We start from the raw sequence: 19,272 nt of genomic DNA, 5'->3' as shown, positions 1-19,272 counted from the left end.
CTTCGGACGGCAAAAAAAATCAAAAATGGTGGTGGGAGATGGATTCGAACCATCGAAAGCGGTGCTAGCAGATTTACAGTCTGCCCCCTTTGGCCACTCGGGAATCCCACCAGTGGAGCGGGTAACGGGGGTCGAACCCGTATAACCAGCTTGGAAGGCTGGTGCACAGCCGTTATGCCATACCCGCATAACTTCGACCCGGCCGTTGCCGAACCGAAAATATTGGTGCCGTCGGAGGGAGTTGAACCCTCACTCCGGTGAAGGAACTAGGACCTGAACCTAGCGCGTCTGCCATTCCGCCACGACGGCTTTTCCAATCAACTTCATCGAACTTCACGCTCATCACGTCCCGCTCGATGTTGCCTAATGTACACGCCTTTTTTTAAAATGCAACCCCCTTTTTGCAGAAAATGTGAAAAAAAGATTATTTCCGCTTGGACTTATCCCGGTTTTGGCGCTATTGTATAAAATGAGTTCATGATTGGAAAGAGAAACATGGGTGTAAAAAATTGGAAACTTGCCGGGAATAATCTGGACAGCCAAATCGACGCGATTCAGCGAAAGTTCGCTCTGCCGCGCCCGATCGCACTCTTCTTTGCTTCGCGCGGCATCGAAGACGTCCAGGATTTTCTGAATCCGCGCCTGGCCAACCTGACCGATCCTTACCGCTTCCCGAAAATCAAGGACGCGGCCAAACGGTTGTGGGAGGCCATCGCAAACAAAGAAACCATCCTGATCCACGGCGACTACGACACTGACGGCATCACCGCCAGCGCTCTGCTCGCTCTTGTCCTCAGGCAGAACGGGGCGAATGTCCATTCGTTTATTCCGCACCGTTTTGACGACGGCTACGGCTTTACCCCTGAGTCCCTTCAAAAGGCTCTCGATACCTTCGGCCCGGCCAGCGTCCTCGTCACGGTCGACTGCGGTATTACCAGCTGCGACGCTGTTGATGAGGCCGTCAAACGTGGAATCGACGTCATTGTCACCGATCATCACGAGGCAGGGCCTCAGCTGCCCAACGCCATCGCGATTATCAATCCCAAGGTCTATCCCGAACTTGAGGACCTCCAACTGCTCGCCGGGGCAGGGGCCGCGTTTAAGCTCTCGCACGCATTCATTAAATACGGCCGCGAAAACAATCTTGGAGGCTTTCAAACCCGGTTGGAAGAGGTCCTCGATTACGTCGCCCTCGGCACGGTTGCGGACATTGTACCGTTGCTCGGCGAAAACCGGATCATGGTCAAGTACGGTATCGAAGCGCTCCGGCGACAGATCCGTCCGGGGGTACGCGCTCTCATCGAAAGCTCTCGGCTGCGTTCCGAACTGACTCCCGCCGACATCACCTTCCGTATGGCTCCGCGAATCAATGCCGCCGGCCGGGTGGGGGATGCCAATGTAGCTCTGCAACTGCTTGAGTCTGAACATATCGTCGACGCTTATCGTTGCGCTTCTCAGCTCGAAACCTTCAACCGCATCCGCCAGGAGAAAGAACAGGAGATTTACCAGGAGGCGTGCGAACAGATCGAACGCAATCTCGCGTGGCAGAGCGAATATTCCCTCCTCGTCGCCGGACGGGACTGGCATCAGGGGGTGATCGGAATCGTCGCCTCAAGGCTCGCCCGCGATTACAACCGTCCGACTATTGTGTTGACGATTCAGGGGGACGTCGCCTACGGTTCCGGACGCAGCGTCGCATGCCTGAATCTCGTTGAGGTGCTCAGTCATACCGCTGATCTTCTTGACCGTTACGGCGGCCATCCGATGGCGGTTGGAATCGGACTCAAGGCGGACCGGATTGCCGATTTCTTCGAAGCGATGGATCGCGAGGTGCGCAAGCAGATTTCCTCGGCCGATCTGGAGGATTTCATCCGTTATGACGGTGAGGCGCAGCTGCACGAGTTGACTCCCGAATTCTTCCGGTATCTGGCGATGCTTTCTCCTTTCGGGCACAGCAATGTCAAGCCGATTTACCGGTTTAACGAGGTACAGGTCGTGCGGTGTTCAACCGTCGGCGGGTCGCATACACGGGGAATCATGCGCAGTCGGACGGGGCAGAGTGACTTCATTGCGTTCAACCGTCACAGCTCACAGTTTTACGGCAAGACGCTCGATATTCTCGCAACTCCGCAAATCAATACGCATCAGGGAGTTGAAACTCCACAGCTGAATGTTATCGACATTCGGGAAGTTTATTGATTCCCTTCGTTCTCGTGTTCGCGGAACTCCGAGGGGGGACGCCTGTACGGCGACGGAACATGCGCGAAAAGTGCAGCTGGTCCCGGTAGCCGCAACGTGCGCCGATCTCCTTGATACTCAGGCTGCTGCCGCGAAGCAGGTGTCTTGCGAGTTCCATACGGCCGTCGAGAAGGCAGCGGATCGGGGAGGTCCCGAAGTATCGACGGAATTTAGCGGCAAAGGCCGGAACCGACAGGTTCACCATTCCTGCCAGTTCCGCGAGATTCCACTCCCGCTCCGGTGCGGAATCGAGACGGCGGCGGAGTTCGAGCCACGGTTCGGGGATTCGTCGCGGAACGCTGTTTTTTCCGGCTGCGCGGGCGATTTCCAGGAAGAGCGAGGCCAGATGATTCCGGAGCAGGCGCGGATCCGGGGGAATTTCTCCGGTGATCTCCCGGTAGATGAGTGCGAGGTAGGACTCGAAAAGGCCTGGATCGTGCCATTCCAGGCAGAACTCCTCCTCCAGTCCGGCTGCGGAGAGAAGAGAGGCCGTTTCGCTGCCGTGAAAGTGAATCCAGCTGTGAATCCAGCACACATCTTCCCGGCCGTAGAAGTGCCCTGCGCCTTCGCGCCAAAGCCGGAGCACTGGTGTCGTGGTGATGATTTCCTGTTCCCCGACCCGGAGATGAACCGGTTGATGGAACAGCATCAGAAGCCGGTCGCCGGTGCCGCCGGGCCGGTTGACCATGCAGGGAGGCATCTCCTCCTGGACGCCGGTTCCGGAAACGACCACCGGGCCGCGCCGTGGTGGCATCTCGAAGCGGAGAGTCCGGAATTTCATCGTTTCTGCCATTCTTTTCATCGTTTTTGCCATATGAATCGGGCATGTTTTGTGGTATAATATAATCGTTCCCATAAGAAATGCCAAATTGACAAGGAGGTTTGCATGTTTGGTACGCTCGATTCCCTCATGTATGTTTCCGCTGCCCGCACCCGTTTGATTACGGCGGAGAATGTTTACGGCAAACCGGGACATGGCGGAATGGCCGACGTCAGCGATACGCCGCAGCCGGATGTTGTCCGGATCGGGCAGCGCTGGGAAAACAACCGCTGCGCACGAGAACTCGGACAGAAATGGAAGGTGCGTCCCTGCATCACGCTTGCACCGGAATCGGTGACGAAACTGATGGATGTGGATGGTCCCGGCTGCATCCGGCACATCTGGATCACTGTGAATGAGAAGTATCTGCGCGATCTTGTGCTGCGGATGTACTGGAACGGCGAACCTCTTCCCAGTGTGGAAGTTCCACTCGGAGATTTCTTCTGCAACGCCTTCAAGCACACAGCGGAGGTCAGGGCGATCCCGATCAACGTCAACCCGACCAACGGCATGAACTGCTATTTCCCGATGCCGTTTTCCAGTCATGCGGAGATCACCATTGAAAATCTTCTGCCGGAAGCTGTTGGGGGATTCTATTATGCGATCTCCTTTGAGGAACTGGACGAACCGGTCGGCAACACCTGTTTTCATGCGCGTTTCAACCGCACAAATCCGCTTGTTTCCGGGGAGGATTATGTGATTCTCGACGGCGTTGAGGGGAGGGGGAACTTCGCCGGTTGTTACCTCACCTGGCAGCAGAACAACGACGGTTGGTGGGGAGAAGGCGAGGTTAAGATGTTCCTCGATGGCGACGGGGAGTTTCCCACCTTCTGCGGAACCGGGACGGAGGATTACTTCGGTGGCGCGTGGTGCTTCGGCAAGACTTTCACGTCTCCGTTTCTCGGGTATCCGTTCGGGGGAGAGAACCGGACCGGGGCGCGTCACACTCTTTATCGCTTCCACATGCCTGATCCGATTCACTTCCACGAACGCTTGAAGGTGACGATTCAGGCGATCGGCTGGAGGTCGGGCGGCCGGTATCTGCCGTTGCAGGATGACATTTCGTCGGTTGCTTACTTCTATCAGAGCGAACCGCATCGGCCGTTTCCGGCGCTGCCTGATCGCAACGGATTGGAAATCATTTAGTTCCTGAGAAAGAAAAGCCCCGTCTCCCCGATAGAGGAAGGCGGAGCTGAAGTCGGCGCGGGAGAGCGTTCAACTCTTTCCCGCGCAATTTGTTTCTTACAGTTGCCGCGCGAGTTCCGCCACCCGGGCGGAAGCCTTGAACGGCAGCAGCAGGAAGCTGAAGCGGTGACACCCGCTGTGGATGCGGTATTTCGGCAGCGCATCCTCGCCGCAGCTGTTCGTTCCGAGTCCTCGCTGGCCGAGATCGAGATTGAAGAAGGTCTGCTCCCGCGCTTCAAGCTCGTTCGTGTGGTTCGCTGCGAGGAAGTCCGCCGGAGTGAAGTGCAGCGCCGAACACTCCATCTGTTGTGGCGCAACCGCGAGCAGGCCCGCTTCCCCGTTGTCGACCGCGGCAAACCGGACAGCCGTGTGGTTTCCGCACTCCTGCGGGAGAACGTACGGAACGTACTGGTCTGAAACAGTTTGCTTGTAGAGGGATACGATGCTTCCAGCGTGACGGTCGCAGTAGTTTTCCTCCGGACCGTTCCCGAAGAAGGTGAAGTTTTCGAATCCCTTCGGCATGGAAATTGTCCAGCCGAGACGCGGCAGATCGTCAAGTTCTTCCGGAACGTCGAATTCGAGATTGACCGCCAGCGCTCCGGTCGGAAGCAGCGAAAGTGTGCGCCGCACAGAGAGTTTCGCTTTGTTCTTCGCAGTGTAGACCGTTTCGGAGTCGATCACGAGAGCTCCATTTTCCGTGTGGAATTTCGCGGCGGAATCCTTGCGCTTGAGGTTGTCGAGACCATAAAGCTCAAGCCAGCGATATCCGGTCTTGCGTTCATCCGTGTGAATGAAGCAACGGATCGCGTCGTTGTCGGTTGCTCCACGCATAAACTGCTCGGCAGGAGAATTTTCAATCAGGTCAACCCCGCGGAATTTCCATGAGATCGGCAACCCGGCGGCATCGAACATCAGCTCGGAATCTCCAGTCGTGACCGTGCAGCCGTTCTGATGCAATTCATGGGTCGGAAGGGGGCTGGCAACTCCGACAGGCGGCGGAAGTTCGAGTTTGAACTGTTCGCTGCCGACCTCGTATCCGGCCTTGGCCCAGAGAGTTGCGGATTTCTGTTTCGCTGTTACGATAAGAAACGCCTCCTGATTGTGTCCGAGCAGCGGGAGCTTCCAGCCGATCCGGAACTGCGCTGCGCTCTGCGGGGCGACACTCGGCATTTCGAGCGTTCCACGGTCCGTTATCCTGCCGTCGACTTCGATCCGGTAGGAGAACACAAGGTCATCGAGTGTCTTGAAGTAGTGGTAGTTGACGAGTTCAAAAAGCCCCGACGAAAGTTCAACCGCGTGGATTGTGAACGGTTTCGCGAGATATTTGAATTCGTACATCGACGGGTGCGGCACGCGATTCGGCCAGATCATGCCGTTGCAGCAGAAATCAAAATCATTCGGGAAGTCGCCGAAATCGCCGCCGTAGGCGTAGAATTTTCGTCCCTTCTCATCGCATTTTTCGATCCCCTGATCGACCCAGTCCCAGATGAAACCGCCCTGCATGCGGCGTTCCTTCCGGAAAAGTTCGAAGTAGTGCACGAGCGAACCGTTGCTGTTGCCCATCGCATGCGTATATTCGCACATGATGAACGGGCGCGGGTCGTTGCCCGCGAGGTATTTGGCGACAGACTCGAACGAGGGGTACATCGGGCAGATCGAATCCGAGATGTCCGCATTCAGACCCATGATCGTCTCCCACTCGGACCATCCCTCCTTTCTGTCCCAGATGTGCTTGCGCATCGCGCCCTCATAATGGACGAGACGGGTCGGATCGTAACGGCGGATCCAACCGGCCATCGCTCCGAAGTTCGCCCCGATTCCGGATTCGTTGCCGAGCGACCACTCGAATACGCACGGATGATTTTTGTCCCGTACAACCATGCGGGTTACGCGCTCCATCATCGCGGGAAGCCACTCCGGATCGTCGGTGATGAAGTCGTAAAAGGCGTGGCATTCGATGTTCGTCTCGTCGATGACGTAGAGGCCGTACCGGTCGCAGAGCGAGCAGAAACGCGGGTCGTTCGGGTAGTGGCAGGTGCGCACCGCGTTGAAGTTGAAGGACTTCATCAGCTCCACGTCTCGCCGCATCGTCTCGAACGGTACGGTCTTGCCGTGAACCGGGTCGAAGTCGTGGCGGTTTACACCGAGAAATTTCACCGGTTGGCCGTTGATGAGGATGTTCCCCCCCTTGAGTTCGACCGATTTGAAGCCGATGTCGCAACCGGTCGATTCGACGACCTGTTTCTCCGGATCAAGCAGCGTGACGGTCAGCCGGTAAAGGTTCGGCGTTTCCGCCGACCAGAGAGCGGGCGCCGGAACGCCGATTCGTTTGAAGCCGATCGGAACGCCCTTGTTCGCAATGATTTCCATGGTTTCCGGCTTGTCGAGAACCATCTTGTTCTTCGCATCGTAAAGTCGGATGACCGCGGTGTAGTTCTCCGGGTGAATGTCTGTGGAGAAGCCCGCATCAACGGTCACTTCAAGGATGCCGTCGGTGTAGTTGTTCTCGAGTTTCGTCTTTGCGAAAACATCGCGGATGTACTCTTTGGCGGTATGATAGAGGTAGACGTCGCGGTAGATTCCGGCCATCCACCAGTGATCCTGGTCTTCAAGCACACTGCCGTCCGACCAGCGGATCACGATGACCGCGAGCGTGTTCTCCCCGGTTCGGACGAACGGCGTCACATCAAATTCGACGCAGGTGCGCGAATCCTTCGCCATGCCGACTTCAACCCCGTTCACAAAGACGAAAAAGCAGCTTTCCACTCCGCTGAAATGCAGCACGAACCGGCGTTCCGCAAGTGATTCGTCGATCTGGAATTTGCGGCGGTAGACTCCGGTCGGATTCTCCTTCGGAACGAATGGCGGCTGCTGAGGCCACGGCATCTGGACATTCGTGTAGTGAGGTTTGTCGTATCCCTGCATGGTCCAGTTGCCGGGGACGGTGATCGTGTCCCACGCGGCATCGTCGCAGGTTTCCGACGTGAAGGCTGGTTCGACATTTTCCGGGCAGGTGAGGTATTGAAACTTCCAGTCGCCGTTCAGGCTCGTGATCTGCGGACAGTCGAACGGCTCGAAGGAGGGTTTCCTCGCTTCGCGTTCGGAGAGGAACGGAAAGAGCGTGGCGCGGCTGCGAAGCCGGTTCACGCTTGTGCAGAGCGGATTTTCCCAGAGCCGGACCGATTTGCAATCGAAAAGTTTCATGGTATATTCCTTATGTTTGTTGAAAATCGGATGTTGTTCCTGCTTTAAGATAACACGCTTTTCGAGGAATGAAAGCGCAATACGATACGATCTTTGGGGAAGTTGAATATGTTTTCCGGTAAATTTCCGTCACCGTTCACGGTTTACCGCTCGATCGGAGCGGCGGGCGAACGCATCGGTGTCGGCGTTATGGACAAGTCCGGTGTGGCGGTCGATTACGTCAACCGTGCGCATCCGGAGTATGTGATCGTTCTGGTTTTGCGCGGACGCGGAGTCTACCGCACCTGTGGCGGCGAGACGTATGCGCTGTCGGCCGGATCGGTGTTTCAGCGGTTTCGCGGCGTGCCGCATACGACGGAGATCGACCCGGACAGCGGCTATCTGGAATGTTTTCTCGAACTCGGAGTTTCGGTGGCGAACCTTCTTTTCGGATACGGTGTCGCTGATCCGGAAAGACCTGTCTTGAAAACCGCTGCGACCGCTGTGCTGGCGGAGCGGTTTGCCGAGCTCGGGGAGTACTGCCGCTGCGCTTCGGACGCCGAACTGCTGAGTCGAATTCCTGATGTGGTGGCTCTGGCGTGGAGGTGCCTGAACGGCGCAGGGAGTTCCGAAGATGTTTCCGGGAGCGCTCACCGGGCATTGATTGCCGCGGCGTGCGACTACCTCGGGCGCGATTTTCAGAAACCCGCTGATCTTGTGGAGTTCTGTCGCCGCAAGGGATGCGGATATGAAAATTTCCGCAAACTTTTCCGGGCGGAACTCGGGATTTCACCGCATCGCTACCGGATTCGGCGAAGGCTGGATGCGGCTTGTGCGCTGCTTCTGCGGCCCGAGTTGTCGATCACGGAAATTTCGGAGAGACTGGGGTATGCTTCCCCCTACGAATTTTCGGCGCAGTTCAAACGTTACATGGGGTGTCCGCCGTCCGGATACCGGCAGTGATCCGGCGGCAGGGCTTGTGAAAAAATAAGCCGGGGAGGAGAGTGTGGACAGGTTGGAACAATTTGACTGGGAAGGCGTTTGTTCGCGGTGGGAGGCCTGGCATCGTGGCGAGTTTTCCGGCCCGGTGTTTCATGTTTCCGTGGTTCCGCCGGACGGGAGTGCAATCAAGCCGCATTCCTATCTTTCGCAATACGATTTTTCGATTCCGGCGGAGCGGATTCTCGACGAGATCGAAATGTATCTGGAGCAGTGTGTCTACGTCGGAGAATCCTATCCGTCAGTCTGGTTGAATTTCGGTCCCGGTGTGCTGGCAGCGATGGTCGGCGGGGAAGGGCACAACGGGGAGGAGACGGTCTGGTTCACTCCGGGAAGATGGGGCGGGAAAACGCCCGGAGAGATTCATCCGCGCCTCGACCGGAATTCTCCGTGGTTCCGCCGGGTGGAGGAGTTTCTGCTGGCGGCTCGTGGGAGGAACGGCCGTTTTCACGTCGGCTGCACGGATCTGGGGGGAACGCTCGATGTGGTCAGTTCGCTCATTCCGGGGGAAGAACTTCTCTATGCGCTGTACGACTGCCCGGAGGAGATCAAGCGCATTGCCGGGGAAGTTCACGAGGCGTGGTTTGAGGCGTTTGACTATTTCAGTGGAATTTTGCCGGAGAATCACGGATTCAGCGCCTGGGATGGAACGCTTTCGGCCCGCCCGTTCTACATGCTGCAATGCGATTTCTGCTACATGATTTCTCCGGAGATGTTCGGGGAATTCGTTTTGCCGGAGTTGCGCCGGAGCTGCCGGAAACTGGAGCGCTGTTTCTACCATCTGGACGGAAAGGGCGAGTTGCCGCATCTGCAGCAAATCCTTTCGATCAAAGAACTTGATGGTGTTCAATGGGTTTATGGCGCCGGGGGCGGGTCGTTGCTCGACTGGGTTGACGTTTATCGACAAATCGCGGATGCCGGCAGGAAAATCTGGATCTCTCCCGGAGGTAACTTCCGGGAGGCGGCACAGTTGATCGAGGAGATCGGCCGCCCTGAACTTTTCATGATCCGTGATTCGGTTCCGGCCGGCCGGGAAGGGGAGTTGCGTGACTTCATCGCCTCCTTCCGCAAATAATAATCCCCCTGTATTTCCGGCTTTTGTCAGCCGGCGACGGCTGCTTTCCGTCAGGCAGCCGTTTTTTTGTTTTTTTTCAAAATACGTCTTGACATTTTCTGTGATTTGAGTCATAATATATGCCAGGTGATAACTGGTGATTCATGTAGTGAATCTCCTTTGTTCAGTAGAATGCGGAGAAGGGATGAAAAATCAGGCGCTGGCATCGTTCATGCGGATTCGGCACTATGTGTTCGACTGGCTTGCTGCGAGCAGGGGGTCGGTTACGCGTCTGCCGTCGAGCCGGGACCTCGCGGAAAAGTTCGGCGTCAGCCAGCCGACGGTGGTTCGTGCGCTTCAGGAACTGGTGAAAGAGGAGTATTTGACGAACCGCCCGGGAGTGGGATTGTTCAGCAATCCGGGCAAACTTGCGACGAGAGAGGGCAAGATCTGGGGAATCGTCTTCGGGGACGGTCGCTGGGCATTTTTGAGTCGCGACGCATTCCACATGGCCGGATGCATCGGGGAAGAACTGCTTGCGCGGGACAATCACAACTTGTTGAAACTTATAACGATGGGTGAAACTCAGCAGGAGCGGTTCCCGGAACTTTCAATGCTTTCCGGCATCTGCTGGTGGGTGGGGGAAGAGAAGGTGATCCCCGATATGCAGCGCATCGCCGAGACGATTCCGGTCGTGGTTTTGAGCGGCCGGATTCCGGGGTTTGACTGTTACTACTATGATTTCGAGGAAGAGAATTACGAGATCGCCGGATGGATGATTTCGAATGGCGCCAGACGGCTTGCTCTTGTGATGTCGGGCGATCATCCGGAAGCGGTTGTCGGAGTTGAACGCGCCTGCGCAGAGGCGGGGATAACGTTTCCTGCCGGATGCGTTCTCGGGCCGGACCGGGAGTCGGAACAGGAGCTGGACCGGATGGTCGCACTTGGTTGTCCTCCTGAAGGTATCATCTTCAACTGCAAGGCGATCGGATTTCCCGAGGCGATCCGGCGACATCCGGAACTCAATCGCTGTCTGATCGCTTGTGACGACCTCTGGATCGACCGGAAATGGCACTTCAATGGTTTGCGGGTTCACACCCATCTCGAACGGATTGCTCCGGAAGTGGTCGACCTTCTGGAACTCGGGGCGGAACGCATGCCTCGTCTTGCGCGTCGTCTGCCCGTTTCTCATGAAATTGTCTTCGCGGATTCACCGGAAAATAACAGGAGTGTAAAACATGAAACGGCAACACTTTACATTGATTGAGCTTCTCGTTGTTATTGCGATTATCACGATTCTGGCCGGAATGCTGCTGCCGGCATTGAACGGTGCGCGCGATCGCGCAAAGCAGATCAAATGCTCCGGCAATTTGAAGCAGATGGGTCTGGCTGGAATCATGTATGCCGACAGTTACGACGGTTGCTGGGTACCTATGCTTTGCGGTCAGGGAGGCAAAGCATGGTACCAGAACCTTGCCTATCGACGCCTCCTCGGCGGCATCGTTTATGAAAATCCCGCATTGAATCACTGCGATGAAAGAATCGCTTCGGGGATGCTCTGCCCGATGTCGCGAGCGTTTCTGAAGGTGGGGGACAGCGCGAAATGGGAACATCTCGAAGCGAGTTACGGAATGAACTACGATTTTCACAACAAACTTGATCCGCGGCCGAGTCTTGCGGTTCCGATCAAGATATCGCGTCTGGCGCAGCCGTCGCTGTCGGTCGCCTTTGCGGACGGCATCGACTGGATGATTGCGCAGTGGACCGCTGAATTCGGCAACTATCACGGGGAGGAGAATACGGATCCGAGCACTTCTCCCGTCGCTTTCCGTCACGGTGGAAACTCCTATGCCAACGTCACCTTTTTCGATGGACATGTCGAGACGACGCACTGGCATCCGCTGCGCTGGGATATGAAATGGAATAATCTTTACGACCGTTGAGAGGATTGCGATGATGAGAGTTTTCCTGTCTGCCGTGCTGCTTTCGGCCACCGCCGTGCTTTCTCTGGCGGAAGAGGTGGTCTTTCGGAATGATTTCAACACTCTCGGCTCGCTCGACGGCTGGAATCGGCCGCCGACCATGCGGTACGAGGCGCAAGGCGGCATTGCGGATTCAGGCTGCGTGTTGTTTGAGAATACGCGCAAGGATCAGAGTTCGCTCGCCGCGATTCCGCTCGAGGTGGAGAAACTTCAGGGGCGTGCCGTTCTGGTTGAGGGCTGGATGAAGGCCGAAGAGGTCGGACGCCCCGAACTCTCCTACCTCGGGCCGAAACTTATGCTGGCCGTCACCGGGCGTGATGGAGGGAAGAATCATCCCGATCAGGAGAAGGCGTTCGGAAGTTACGACTGGCGGAAATTCACCGTGTTTGCCCGGATTCCGCACTCGGCGCAGAAGGTGGAACTCTGTATCGGTCTGCAGGGATGCACGGGGAAAGTTTGGGTCGACGATGTGAAAGTTTCGCTCGTTCCGGCTCCGACTCCGCCGGCTCCGGCCTCCCGGAACTCCGCCCCGCTTCAGAAGGAGACGAAGTTCCGCGGCGTGATGTCGGGCGGCGACCTTTCGCCCGAGGCGTTCCGTGAGCTGCGCGAAGTGTGGAATGCGAATCTCATGCGTTATCAGATCAAGCGCCTGCGTGGCGAAGATCACACGACCCCGGCGGGATTTCGAAAAATCATCGAACGCAATTTGAAGGAGCTCGATGCGGTTATTCCGATCGTCCGGCAGTACGGCATCCGGTTGCTGATCGACATGCACGTCGGTCCCGGCACAAGCCTGAATGAGTTGCTCAGCAACAAGTTGAGCTGGGAACCGGAAATGCAGCAGCTCCTTGCCGACGTCTGGCGGGAGATTGCCGCAAAATACCGGGATGAACCCGTCATCTGGGGATACGACCTCCTGAATGAACCGCGTGAGGAGAACTATGTCTATACGCCGGAGGGCGGACTCGATTGGAACCGGTTGGCGGAGAAGGTGGCCAGGGCGATCCGTGAGGTCGACCCCGATACGCCGATCATCGTGGAGTCCGCACAGTGGGGAAGCGCAGCCGGGTTTGAGAATCTCATTCCAATCGACGTGCCGAATGTGGTTTACAGCTTCCACATCTACAATCCGGCGGAATACACCCATCAGGGCATCTACAACCGTCCGGAGAACGTCGTCTACCCGGGCGTGATCGCGGGCAAGCTCTGGAATCGCGAGATGCTTGAGCGGGAGATGGCTCCGGTGATCGCATTTCAGCGGAAATACCAGGTTCCGATTTATGTCGGTGAATTCGGTGTCGCACGCTGGTCGCCCGGAGCGGAACAGTGGCTTGAGGATGTGATTTCGATCTTTGAAAAGTACGGCTGGGACTGGACGTATCACGCGTTCCGGGAGTACGAGGGGTGGGACGCGGAGCGTGGTTCCGTCAAAAGCGATCCCCGCAAGATCGGCGACACTCCGCGCCGCCGGGTGCTGTTGAAATACATGAAGCGGAATCGCTTTTGAACCGGGACGTTTTTCCTGCCGGTTTTTTGCGGATCGCGGTATACTTTTCTTCGATTTGGCATTATATTATAAGGATCGAAGAAAGGATCGCATCGTATGTTCGAAAAAATCGAAATTCGCGGCGCGTCACAGCATAATCTGAAGAACGTCGATGTGACGATTCCGCGCAATCAGCTTGTCGTCATCACCGGGCTCTCCGGTTCGGGAAAATCGTCACTCGCGTTCGATACGCTTTACGCCGAGGGGCAGCGGCGCTATGTTGAGAGTCTCTCCGCTTATGCGCGGCAGTTCCTCGATCGCATGCAAAAGCCGAAAGTCGAACACATCGAAGGACTTTCACCGGCGATTGCGATTGAACAGCGCACGGCCGGAGGAACGCCGCGTTCGACCGTTGCAACGGTGACGGAGATCTATGACTATCTCCGGCTTCTCTATGCGCACGTCGGAGTGCCGCACTGTCCGCACTGCGGGAGAGTTCTTGCGTCTCAGTCTGCGGAAGCGATTGCAACACAGTTGCTTGCGTTGCGTCCAGGAAACCGGATGATGATCCTCGCTCCGTTCGTCAGCGGCAAGAAGGGGGAGCATCGCGACGTGTTCGAGTCGATTCGTTCGGAGGGGTTCGTCCGCGCCCGCGTCGACGGGAAGATCGTCTCCCTCGACGAGGAGGAGCCTCCCGCGCTCGAAAAGACGAAACGCCATACGATCGAGGCGGTTGTCGACCGGCTCATCACCGGGAAAACCGACGCGTCCCGTCTGACCGATTCGGTGGAGCTCGCATTGCGTCACGGCGGTGGAACACTGACCGTACTGCTCGAGGCGCCCGCTTCGGCAGAGGAAGCACCGGAGTTCACGGAGGAGTCGTTCAGCGAAAACCTCGCCTGCGTCCACTGTGGCGTCTCCTACGGGGAGCTGCTGCCACGCAACTTTTCATTCAACTCCCCGTACGGAGCGTGTCCGCACTGCAACGGGCTCGGGATTCAGCAGGTGATGGATCCTGCGAAGGTGATTCCGGATCCATCGCTCTCGATCAAAAACGGGGCAATTCCAGGATGGCGTCGCGGCCCGCGTCATCTGATTATCTACTACAATCTGCTGCTGCGCAAACTCGCCGAGTGGTTGAAGGAACCCGCGATGTTGACGACACCGTTCGGAGAGCTTCCGGAAAGGGTCAGGCAGGTCATTCTCTACGGCAGCGGGAAGGAACCGCTCGAATTCGACTACTGGATGCACGGTCGCAAATACCACTGGAGCAAGCCGTTCGAGGGGGTGCTTGATAATCTGCGCCGCCGCATGGAGGAGACGGAGTCGGACTCCGTGCGCGAACGTCTCGGCGAATATCTGAGTCCGCAGGAGTGTCCGGTCTGCCATGGCGCGCGTCTCAATCCGGTCAGTCTGGCCGTGACGGTCGGAGGACTCGGACTGCACGAGTTCAACGCGCTTTCGGTGGAGGCGGCGCGGGATTTCGTGACGAATCTGAAGCTTGAGGGGGAGCAGGCGGCGATTGCCGGGGATATCCTCAAGGAGATTCGCAGCCGCCTTGCATTCCTTTCCGACGTAGGGTTGAATTATTTGACGCTGAACCGTGTTTCAAGTACGCTTTCGGGAGGCGAGGCGCAGCGGATCCGTCTCGCGACCCAGCTCGGCTGCGGGCTGGTCGGAGTGCTCTACATTCTCGACGAACCGTCGATCGGATTGCATCAGCGAGACAATGACCGGCTGCTCGACACCCTTGAAAAACTGCGCGACATCGGCAACACAGTGCTTGTGGTCGAACACGATCTCGACACGATCCGGAGGGCTGACTACGTTCTCGACCTGGGCCCCGGAGCGGGTGTGCACGGCGGGGAACTTGTCGCTTACGGAAAGCCGGAAGAGATTCCGGCATTTCCTCGTTCCCTGACCGGGGATTTTCTCGCCGGACGCCGCGAGATCGCGGTTCCGGAGACGCGCAATCCAGGGAACGGTAAGAAGTTGCGCATTCTCGGCGCGGCGCTGAACAATCTGAAGAAGGTCGATGTCGAGATTCCGCTCGGAACCTTCACCTGTGTGACCGGGGTTTCGGGTTCCGGCAAGAGTTCGCTCATCAACGGGATCCTCGTGCGGGCTCTGAACGCGCATCAGGGGATTCAGGATCTGCCCCCCGGGAAGCATACCGCGATCGAAGGCCTTGAATATGTGGACAAGGCGATTGTGATCGATCAGAGTCCGATCGGGCGCACGCCGCGCTCGAATCCGGCCACCTACACAGACGCGTTCGGCGCGATCCGCAAGCTCTTTTCCGAGCTGCCCGAGTCGAAGGTGCGCGGCTACGGACCGGGGCGGTTCAGCTTCAATGTGAAAGGCGGGCGCTGTGAGGAGTGTCGCGGCGACGGCATCAAGAAGATCGAAATGCAGTTCCTTTCGGACGTCTACGTGGAGTGTTCCGCCTGTGGGGGGCGTCGGTTCAACAAGGAGACGCTCGGCGTCCATTACAAGAAGAAAAACATCGCTGATGTGCTCGATATGACGGTGAATCAGGCGGTGGAGTTCTTCCGTGCGGTTCCGTCTCTTGCGCGAAAGTTCAAGACGCTGCAGGAGGTCGGGCTCGGCTATATCACGCTGGGGCAGCCGGCAACGACACTTTCGGGCGGAGAGGCGCAGCGGGTCAAACTTGCCGCGGAACTTGCGCGCATTCCGCGCGGCCACACGGTCTACATCCTCGATGAGCCGACGACGGGACTGCATCTTGCCGACATCGATCAGTTGCTTAAAGTGCTCTGCCGGTTGCGTGACATGGGCAACACGGTCATTGTGATCGAACATAATCTTGATGTCATCAAGACGGCTGATTACATCATCGACATGGGGCCGGAAGGGGGCAATCACGGAGGACGGGTCATTGCGAAGGGGACTCCCGAGGAGGTCGCGAAGGTGAAACGTTCCCATACCGGGCGGTATCTGAAAGCATATCTCGAGCCGGAGAAGTAAATTCCGTTTTTCGATTGATTCTGTTTGCGGGCCGCTTGTATTTTCAAGAGCATTATGGTATATTCAGCGCAGGATGTGGAGTCCGCATGGGTTTTGCCCGGGTGGGGTGAGATTCGCGGTTTCCGGTTTACAAGCAAAAGAAGGATCAAGGAAATGAAGAAAAAAATCGCGTTTCTGTTTGCTCTGGCAGGTGTGGCCGTTCTGTTTGCCGGCTGCTCGTCGCTGCAAACGGCAGATTCGTCGAAATTCAATGGGCAGAAGATCACCGCTTCCGGCACTGGAGTCGCCCACATTTCGGGTTACAGCAGCGGGCTTTACCTGTTGTGGATTCCTCTGATTGTCGGTTCGACCGAGGCGCCGGGCACGATTGCGTTCGGCGAGGATTCCTGCAACGTCACCGCGGTGACGAAGATGGTCACGGGACAGGCGAAGGCGATGAACGCTTCCGAGACGGTGGATCTCGTCTCTTCGGCAGGCAGCACCAATATTCCGATTCCGTTCCCGTTCCTGTTCTATGTGAAGACGGTCACGGTTTCCGGCAATGCGGTGAAGTAAGCGCTCTCCGGCATGCATAACATTTAATTTACAGGAATGTACTCATGAAAAAGATTGCACTTTTCCTTTCTGTTGCTGCCGTTGCTCTGCTGTTCGCGGGTTGCGCCAGCGTTGAAGCAGTTCAGAATCCGAACTTGAATGGTCAGCGGGTTTCGCTTTCCGGAACGCCGGTCGCGCATCTGAATGCGCAGAACTGGGGGATTTATCTCTTTACCATTCCGCTTTTGACGGGTTCGACCACGAGTCCGGGCAACATTGCCGTGCTGGAGGATACGGTGAATGTCGAGTCGATGATTCCGATGGTCACGGCCAAGAGCAATGAACTCAAGGCGAGCCGGACGCTCGACCTCGCGTCGCAGTATTCGGTCGGCGGGTTCATCTTCTACACCCGTTCGATCAATGTCTCTGCGAACGCTGTGAAGTAAGACGCCGGAATACCGGACATGGAGCCGCTCTCTTCGGAGGGCGGTTTTTTATTTTTCGCGGTTGCATTCGGGCGGAATACCCGGTATATTACCACGATTTCGGGAGAGAAGGAGAGAAAACCGGTATGGCTGTTGCGAAAGTGATCGTTGATCTTGCGCTCGACAAGGAGTTCGACTACGCGATTCCGGCGGAACTTGAAGGCCGCGTCAAAGTCGGCACGATGGTGTCGGTCCCTTTCGGCAGCTCCCGGAGGGACGGTTATGTGCTCAGCCTGGCTGAAACGAGCGATTACGCCGGGAAGATCAAACCGATTCTCGGAATCTGCGGGGATCGCGCCCATGTTCCCGAGCAGCTTGTGACGCTCGGCCGCTGGATGGCCGACTACTACTGCTGCAGTCAGGAGCAGGCGATCCGCACCCTGCTGCCCGCGGCTGTGCGCAGCGGCAAAGTGAAGCCGAAGAAACGCAGACTCTACCGGATAGCGGATCGCGAGGCGGCCTCGGATTTCGTGGCGGTCAACGCTGCGAAGCCATCGGCCGCGTTGCGGGTCGATCTGCTCAAATCCCTGTTGTCGGACGGTGCGCAGCCGATCGAATCGTTGAAGGTATCTGTCCCGGCATTTTCAAATTCTTCGCTGCAGACGCTGGTTCGGAAGGGGCTGGTCGAGACGGTCGAGGAGCTTGTCCGGCGCGACGTGTTCGGGGAGGGACAGGTGATCCCGACGAAGCCGCTCGAACCGTCGCCCGATCAGAAGAAGGCGCTTTCGACGATCCGGAAGATGCTTGACGGCGAGACCTCCAGCCATGTGCTGCTGCTGCTCGGCGTGACCAACTCCGGAAAGACCGAAGTTTATCTGCAATCGATTGCGATGGCGCTTGAGCGCGGAAAATCCTCGATCGTACTCGTCCCGGAGATCTCGCTCACGCCGCAGACCGTGCGTCGCTTTCGGGCGCGTTTCGGTGATGCATTGAGCATTCTGCACAGCCGCCTCTCCGACGGGGAGCGGTTCGACGAGTGGAACCGGATCAACGATGGAGAAGTGAAAATTGCGGTCGGCGCGCGGTCGGCGTTGTTTGCGCCGTTCCGCGATCTCGGGCTCATCATCGTCGACGAGGAGCACGAGTCGAGCTACAAGCAGTCCGAAGCCCCGCGCTATTCAGCGCGCGACGTCGCGGTCATGCGCGGCAAGCTCGAGGGGGCGGTTGTGATTCTGGGTTCGGCAACTCCTTCGGCGGAAAGCATGTACAACGCGGAAACCGGAAAATTTCTGCTCGCGCGCATGGCGGCGCAGGTGGACAACAAACTTCCGCCGCACATCCGCATCGTCGATCAGCGGCTCGACGGGCCGCCGGAGCCGGGCAAGAGCACATTTTTCTCGCGCATGCTGATCGAGGCGGTGCGCGACCGGATGAACCGGGGGGAGCAGAGTATTCTCTTTCTGAACCGGCGCGGTTATGCGCGGATCATGATCTGCGGGGAGTGCGGGTTCGAAGCGCGCTGCCCGGATTGTTCCGTGAGTTACACCTATTCGAAACAGCGCGAGCTGTTGAGCTGCCACTTGTGCGGCGGGGTGATTCCTGCCTACAGAGAGTGTCCGCAGTGCGGGTCGGAGAAGATCCGCTATGCCGGTGTCGGGACGGAGAAGATCGAGGCGGCGGCCGGAGCGGTGTTTTATCCGGCCCGGATAGCGCGCATGGATTCCGACACGATGCGCGGCGCTGACGACTATGAGATCGTGCTTGAACGGTTCCGCCGCGGCGAACTCGATATTCTCATCGGTACCCAGATGATTGCCAAGGGGTTGCACTTCCCGAACGTGACGCTCGTCGGAATCATCAACGCCGATCTCGGACTCTCGATGCCGGATTTCCGCGCGAATGAGCGGACATTTCAGCTGATTACGCAGGTGGCCGGCCGGGCCGGGCGCGGCGACATCCGGGGGGAGGTCATCATTCAGACCCACAACCCGGAGAATGAGACGATCCTCTATGCCGCAAACCGCGATTTCGACGGATTTTCGAAATTCGACCTTGAGTTCCGGGAATTGCTGGACTATCCGCCTTACACGCATCTGATTACGGTTTTCTTTCGAGGCGAGGATGAGTCGAAGCTCGCGGATTACGCCACCGCGTTTTCGGGTGAGGTGCGCAAATACGTCCATGACGAGATCCGCATTGCCGGGCCGTCGCCCTCCCCGATCGAGCGGATCAAGGGGAAATTCCGTTACATGCTCGTGATTCGCGGACGGAAGATGAAGATTCTGAAGCAGGCGCTGCGCGTGCTCGCATTGCACCGCCCCGTCCCGAAAGGGATCGACGTCTACGTCGATGTCGACGCACAGTCGCTGTTGTGAGGA

General features: G+C 57.5%; 13 protein-coding genes and 3 tRNA genes. 11 read left to right on the top strand and 5 right to left on the bottom strand.

Annotation, left to right across the window (positions count from 1 at the left end; all coding sequences use genetic code 11):
• Positions 1 to 26: 26 nt before the first annotated feature.
• The 3 genes from Q0K10_RS05995 to Q0K10_RS05985 form a co-directional block, all read right to left on the bottom strand.
• A tRNA-Tyr gene (locus tag Q0K10_RS05995) sits at positions 27 to 111 on the bottom strand.
• A 2-nt stretch (positions 112 to 113) separates the two neighbouring features.
• Positions 114 to 187 (bottom strand) — tRNA-Gly (locus Q0K10_RS05990).
• 36 nt (positions 188 to 223) lie between these two features.
• Positions 224 to 309 (bottom strand) — tRNA-Leu (locus tag Q0K10_RS05985).
• 186 nt (positions 310 to 495) lie between these two features.
• On the opposite strand from Q0K10_RS05985, the gene recJ reads away from it, so the two are divergent.
• On the top strand, positions 496 to 2,199 hold the full coding sequence (gene recJ / locus Q0K10_RS05980; RefSeq protein ID WP_294504543.1) for a single-stranded-DNA-specific exonuclease RecJ: 1,704 nt from the start codon (positions 496 to 498) through the stop codon (positions 2,197 to 2,199).
• Here the strand turns inward: recJ and Q0K10_RS05975 are convergent.
• Positions 2,174 to 3,040 carry an AraC family transcriptional regulator gene (locus Q0K10_RS05975; RefSeq protein ID WP_294504541.1) on the bottom strand — a complete coding sequence of 289 codons (867 nt, stop codon included), beginning with the start codon at positions 3,038 to 3,040 and terminating at the stop codon, positions 2,174 to 2,176. The two genes, recJ and Q0K10_RS05975, sit on opposite strands and share 26 nt — an antisense overlap.
• An 84-nt stretch (positions 3,041 to 3,124) precedes the next feature.
• Here Q0K10_RS05975 and Q0K10_RS05970 point away from each other — a divergent pair, with 84 nt between their 5' ends.
• A complete protein-coding gene (locus tag Q0K10_RS05970; RefSeq protein WP_294504538.1) occupies positions 3,125 to 4,204 on the top strand; it encodes a glycoside hydrolase family 172 protein in 1,080 nt (359 codons plus the stop codon).
• Between the two features lie 96 nt (positions 4,205 to 4,300).
• On the opposite strand, the gene Q0K10_RS05965 is transcribed toward Q0K10_RS05970, so the two are convergent.
• Positions 4,301 to 7,447, bottom strand: coding sequence for a glycoside hydrolase family 2 TIM barrel-domain containing protein (locus tag Q0K10_RS05965; protein ID WP_294504536.1), 3,147 nt, complete (start codon positions 7,445 to 7,447; stop codon positions 4,301 to 4,303).
• A 108-nt stretch (positions 7,448 to 7,555) separates the two neighbouring features.
• Here Q0K10_RS05965 and Q0K10_RS05960 point away from each other — a divergent pair, with 108 nt between their 5' ends.
• From Q0K10_RS05960 to priA, 9 genes are all read left to right on the top strand, one after another.
• On the top strand, positions 7,556 to 8,389 hold the full coding sequence (locus Q0K10_RS05960) for an AraC family transcriptional regulator (RefSeq protein ID WP_294504533.1): 834 nt from the start codon (positions 7,556 to 7,558) through the stop codon (positions 8,387 to 8,389).
• Positions 8,390 to 8,432: 43 nt separating this feature from the next.
• Positions 8,433 to 9,500: a hypothetical protein gene (locus tag Q0K10_RS05955; RefSeq protein WP_294504531.1), complete on the top strand. Its 1,068-nt coding sequence runs from the start codon at positions 8,433 to 8,435 to the stop codon at positions 9,498 to 9,500.
• A 184-nt stretch (positions 9,501 to 9,684) separates the two neighbouring features.
• Positions 9,685 to 10,746 (top strand): GntR family transcriptional regulator, encoded by a 1,062-nt coding sequence (locus Q0K10_RS05950; protein WP_294504528.1) that lies wholly within the window; start codon positions 9,685 to 9,687, stop codon positions 10,744 to 10,746.
• Positions 10,718 to 11,422: a type II secretion system protein gene (locus Q0K10_RS05945; protein WP_294504526.1), complete on the top strand. Its 705-nt coding sequence runs from the start codon at positions 10,718 to 10,720 to the stop codon at positions 11,420 to 11,422. Before Q0K10_RS05950 ends, Q0K10_RS05945 begins: the two co-directional genes overlap by 29 nt.
• 10 nt (positions 11,423 to 11,432) lie before the next feature.
• Complete coding sequence (locus tag Q0K10_RS05940) at positions 11,433 to 12,968, top strand: cellulase family glycosylhydrolase (RefSeq protein WP_294504524.1); 1,536 nt, start codon at positions 11,433 to 11,435, stop codon at positions 12,966 to 12,968.
• A 96-nt stretch (positions 12,969 to 13,064) separates the two neighbouring features.
• Positions 13,065 to 15,935, top strand: a complete 2,871-nt coding sequence (gene uvrA / locus Q0K10_RS05935) for an excinuclease ABC subunit UvrA (RefSeq protein ID WP_294504521.1) — start codon at positions 13,065 to 13,067, stop codon at positions 15,933 to 15,935.
• A gap of 153 nt (positions 15,936 to 16,088) precedes the next feature.
• Positions 16,089 to 16,490 (top strand): hypothetical protein, encoded by a 402-nt coding sequence (locus Q0K10_RS05930; protein WP_294504519.1) that lies wholly within the window; start codon positions 16,089 to 16,091, stop codon positions 16,488 to 16,490.
• A gap of 44 nt (positions 16,491 to 16,534) precedes the next feature.
• Positions 16,535 to 16,915: a hypothetical protein gene (locus tag Q0K10_RS05925; RefSeq protein ID WP_294504516.1), complete on the top strand. Its 381-nt coding sequence runs from the start codon at positions 16,535 to 16,537 to the stop codon at positions 16,913 to 16,915.
• Positions 16,916 to 17,040: 125 nt separating this feature from the next.
• Positions 17,041 to 19,269, top strand: coding sequence for a primosomal protein N' (priA, locus tag Q0K10_RS05920; RefSeq protein WP_294504514.1), 2,229 nt, complete (start codon positions 17,041 to 17,043; stop codon positions 19,267 to 19,269).
• The last annotated feature ends 3 nt before the right edge of the window (positions 19,270 to 19,272 follow it).

Source organism: uncultured Victivallis sp. (assembly GCF_944391105.1).
Taxonomy (GTDB): Bacteria; Verrucomicrobiota; Lentisphaeria; order Victivallales; family Victivallaceae; genus Victivallis.
The sequence above is the reverse complement of the archived record's forward strand: the minus strand, read 5'-3'. Positions and strand labels throughout refer to the sequence as shown.